General features: G+C 38.9%; 4 protein-coding genes. All 4 read right to left on the bottom strand.

All coding sequences use genetic code 11. The annotated features are described in order from the left end of the window. Nucleotides 1–34: 34 nt before the first annotated feature. The 4 genes from E1140_RS01495 to E1140_RS01480 all read right to left on the bottom strand — a co-directional run bounded on the left by E1140_RS01495 (nt 35) and on the right by E1140_RS01480 (nt 4,162). Nucleotides 35–658, bottom strand: a complete 624-nt coding sequence (locus tag E1140_RS01495) for a porin family protein (RefSeq protein ID WP_221412604.1) — start codon at nt 656–658, stop codon at nt 35–37. A gap of 127 nt (nt 659–785) precedes the next feature. Further along, nucleotides 786–2,618, bottom strand: a complete 1,833-nt coding sequence (locus E1140_RS01490) for a glycoside hydrolase family 2 protein (protein ID WP_155178308.1) — start codon at nt 2,616–2,618, stop codon at nt 786–788. 76 nt (nt 2,619–2,694) lie between these two features. Further along, the gene (locus E1140_RS01485; protein WP_155178306.1) at nt 2,695–3,657 is read right to left on the bottom strand and encodes an NAD(P)-dependent alcohol dehydrogenase; all 963 of its coding nucleotides are present in this window, start codon (nt 3,655–3,657) and stop codon (nt 2,695–2,697) included. 148 nt (nt 3,658–3,805) lie between these two features. Next, the gene (locus E1140_RS01480) at nt 3,806–4,162 is read right to left on the bottom strand and encodes a hypothetical protein (RefSeq protein ID WP_155178304.1); all 357 of its coding nucleotides are present in this window, start codon (nt 4,160–4,162) and stop codon (nt 3,806–3,808) included. Nucleotides 4,163–4,241 lie beyond the last annotated feature (79 nt).

Here is a 4,241-nt window from a genome sequence, read left to right as displayed (position 1 = left end):
AAAGGTAATTGATAAGATCAATAAGAGGGAATGACTATTTCAATAGATAACCTAAAGTTAGCTGCAGCGTTCTATTTTGAAATTTGGCTCGCTCACCTGTTGAGTTGCCATTATTATCACTGATGTAGGCATTCCTGATCACTGATGTTAATCCATGTGAATATCTAATTCCTGTAAAAATCTTCTCGTTTAAAGTATAGTCCAGCCCTGCTGCTATTCCTATGTCAAATTTATTATCCCACTTGTCGCCAACATCAATTTTATCTGAACCAAACTTTGTAGTGGCAGATATCAAATAGCCCATTTCAGGCCCTATGCTCAGCCTGATGACATCAGTGGCCTTATAACCCACAAGCAGGGGTAGGTTTAGATAATTCAGCCTCAAATTACCACTTTCTGAAAAGGCAGTTTCAACAAACCTATACCCTTTGCCAGAATATAGGAGCTCTGCCTGCAAGTCGATGTTTTCAGTCACGTCTGCGCTGGCAAAAAAACCGAAATGAATGCCGGGTTTGTATTTGCTGTCATTTATGGTTGACTGCTGATTTACAACATTGTTGGTTAGGTTTAAACCACCTTTAATACCATAATTGTATTGGGCCAATATGGGCTTAAAAGATAGGGTGATTAAGCATGCTAAAATCAGTAATTGCTTCATATTTCCTCTCCAAACATTATTCTGTGGCCATCTATCGTTCTTAGGGCAAACTAACGCTGGCTTTGGTAGCATTCAGCTGACTTCTTCAAGTCATATCTGAAGCCAGTGAGCTTGGCTTCATCATCCATTACTCAGTTTTTTTATTGTCGTAATAGTTTTTCAATACAAAAAAGGCTTTCTTTTTCTCACCTTGCTCTGAAATGAGTCCCTTTCGGTTCCACCCTTCCTGAATTTCTGCAAGCACTCTCCTTGGCGATCTGAAGTCAACTAAAATCCAGGGGGAAATCCCTTTTAACTGGTCTATTTGATCTAACATCTTCAATGTTTGCAAATAAAGGTCTTCCTGATATTCTTCTGTCCATCTTTCTTCTTTATCGCCATGCAATCCATATTTCGCTCCGGCACCAAACTCAGAAATTATTACCGGTTTATTAATATCGATTTTCCAGCTAATGGCACTGCACTTTTCAGGAAGCCCATCATACCAACCTATATATTGGTTAAAACTCAAAATATCTACGGTTTCAGCAAAGGGATCATGAATGGTCCTTATAGTATTACTGCCATTGTAGCTACTTTGTTCCAGTGCCGCACTGATTAATCGTGTTGGGTCTTTAGCTCTTGTAAATTTGGCCAGCTTGTTGAGAAAGCTATTTCTGGCTTCACTGGTTGGAGTTTCATTGGCCATAGACCAGATAATTACAGATGCCCTGTTTTTGTCTCGGGTTATCAGTTCGGATAGTTGGTTTTCAGCATTCTCATAGGTGGATTCATTATCCCAAGAGATGGTCCAGTAAACTGGGTTTTCTTCCCATACTAAAATGCCCATCTGGTCTGCCAATCGCACCATATGTTCATTGTGAGGGTAATGAGCAAGTCTCACATAATTGCAGCCTAATTCTTTGGCCCATTGTAGAAGTTGCTTAGCATCTTCCTTGGAATAACCTCGGCCATGACGACTTGGACTTTCCTCATGAATGGAAATACCCTTCAAAAAGACAGACTCTCCATTCAATAATATGTTTGTGCCACTGGTTTCAATCGTTCTGAATCCAATTTTGTCGGTGATTTTATCTTCAGCAGTCTCAATAGTTACATCATACAAATAAGGCTGGTTAACTGACCAATACTTAACCTTTTTGACGTCAATCTCAAATGATACCTGACCAGTATCGTCAGTGGTGAATTCCTTTTTGATCTTTAGCTCTGGAATCGAAATGGATACCCTTTTATTGGCAATATCCTCCCCATCAAGCTTAGCATAGCCTTTTATTAGCTTATTGTTTTTAGGAGCCAGTTGGATAAAATAATCCTGAATAAAGTTTTTACTGGTCTCAATGATCTTAATATCTCTGGTTATGCCGCCATAGTTCCACCAGTCTGTATTGAGTGTGGGGACACCATCTTTGATCCGCTTGTTGTCAACTTTTACAACCAGAAAATTATCTTGAGGCTTAACTATATCTGTGATCTCAAAATTGAATGGAGTGAATCCCCCTACATGCCGACCCAGCTTTTTACCATTTAGATAAACATCTGTTTGGTAATTACTAGCTTCAAAATAGGCGAAGGCTCTGTTTGCATCTTTCAAGTCATAGTCGAAAGACTTCTTGTACCAAACTGTACCCTCGTAATAATACAAGTTCTCTTTTTGGGTATTCCAGTCTCCCGGCACCAGTATGTTATCCATTTTATCGAAATCATATTCTACCAGGTCAGATTTATTGTCAGGTTTTGAGTTGGTAAAAAAGGCTGCCTTACCCGGATTACTTTGATTTTCAAATGGTTCGTAGCGGTAGTTGTAGAAGCCATTTTCATAAGGATCAACAATATATTTCCATGGGCCGTTGAGGGAGGTTGTTTTACGATTGTAAGCGTTAATAAGTAAGTTGTTGTTCTGAGCTGAAAGTGAATTGACAGTTGCGAACAAGACAACCAGTATTCGAAAGAGATTTTTCATTAGTTGTATTTTTTGAAAGGCGATTGATAATTTGAGCCTTTTTGAAAGTACTACTTTCTTAGTAGGTAATCAACATTTAAATCTCTACTACAACATTGCCGGTTTTCTCACCACTGAGAACATAGGTATAGGCCTGTCTGATATCTTCAATAGAATATGTTCTGTCAATAATCGGTTTGAAAGCCCCTTGCTCCACCAACTTACTTATATAATTAAGACTTCCTTTTATATCTGTCGGAAAGGGGAATTTAACCCGCTTGCCGCCTTTTATTTTTGTCAATAACGGCAGGTAAGTATTTTCAAGACCTTCACCCAGTTCAGATGAAATATAAACTCCTTTGGGCTTTAAAAGATGCTCGCACACACTAAACCGGCTTTTGCCTACAGCATCAAAAACAAAATCAAAGGAACCTTCAGGTAGTTTTGTGAAATCTTCTGCCTCGTAATTTATAACCTTATTCGCACCAAGAGATTCAAGTAAAATCAAGTTTTTGGTATTGCCTACTGCTGTAACTTCAAGACCCATGTGCACCAGAATTTGGAGCATGGCAGACCCAATGGCTCCTGTAGCTCCGTTAATTAGAACCTTATCTTTAGTTTTTACTTTTACTTTGTTGATGAAGTTGAGTGCATAATGCGCTCCTTCTATGCAGGCAACAATTTCTTTGAAAGAACTGTTTTCTGGAATTTTTGTAAGCTTACCATCTTCTTTAATCAACATGTACTCAGCCCAAGAGCTGATACCATTGTCATTAAACCCCCAAACTTTGTCACCTTCGTTGAATTTGGTCACTCCAGGACCAATGGCTTCTACCTCTCCGGCAAAGTCAGTACCCGGTACCAAATCGGTTGGTGTTATAAGCCCGGTAAATGCTCGAATGACTCCTGGTTTGCCCAACAGTATGCCGCAGTCAGTACGATTAACGGTGGTTGCTCGAACGCGAATTAGAACTTCTCCCTTTTTTGGAACAGGCTTATCTATTTCCTTTACTTCTAGAATTTCTGGTGCTCCGTATTGAGTACGAGTGACTGCTAACATCTAACTTGATTTTCACTTGCTAGATACGAAAAGGAGGCAGCATAAATGAAGTAGAACTTATTGAGCGGTTAGTACTAATGAGCAATGGAAGAAAGGCATTCTTGAACCTGCATTTTTTGCTTGAAGGATATAATTGATACAGCCAATGCTACCCCTTCATCCCCTGATCTACCCAGGTTTTTAATAGCGCAATTTCTTCCGGGCTAAATGCTTCTCTTTTGCTTTTAAACGGCATATAGCCTTTTTCTTCTGGCTGAAGTTCTATCCTTCTGATTATTTCAGAAATATCTGCCACTACCTTATCATGGGTGTCAAGCATTTTCTTTTTACCATTCTCAGGAAAATGGCAAGGGGTACAGCTTCTTACCATTAATGGTTTAATGTCCACTTCGTAGCTTATCAATTTTTCTGAATCTGATACTTTTTGTTGTGGTTTACAGTTTTGAAAAATTATAGAACTGGTAAGAATTAAGACACTTACAAAGAGTTGACTGTTAGTTTTCATATAAAAGTATTTTTCTAAATGAATTTAATTTTAATCCTCAACATAAGCCATGCACTCAATTTCAACCCGGGCGCCCATG

The sequence above is a fragment of the Fulvivirga lutimaris genome (genome assembly GCF_009711525.1).
Classification (GTDB): Bacteria; Bacteroidota; Bacteroidia; order Cytophagales; family Cyclobacteriaceae; genus Fulvivirga; species Fulvivirga lutimaris.
This window is presented reverse-complemented; position numbering and strand designations above follow the sequence as displayed.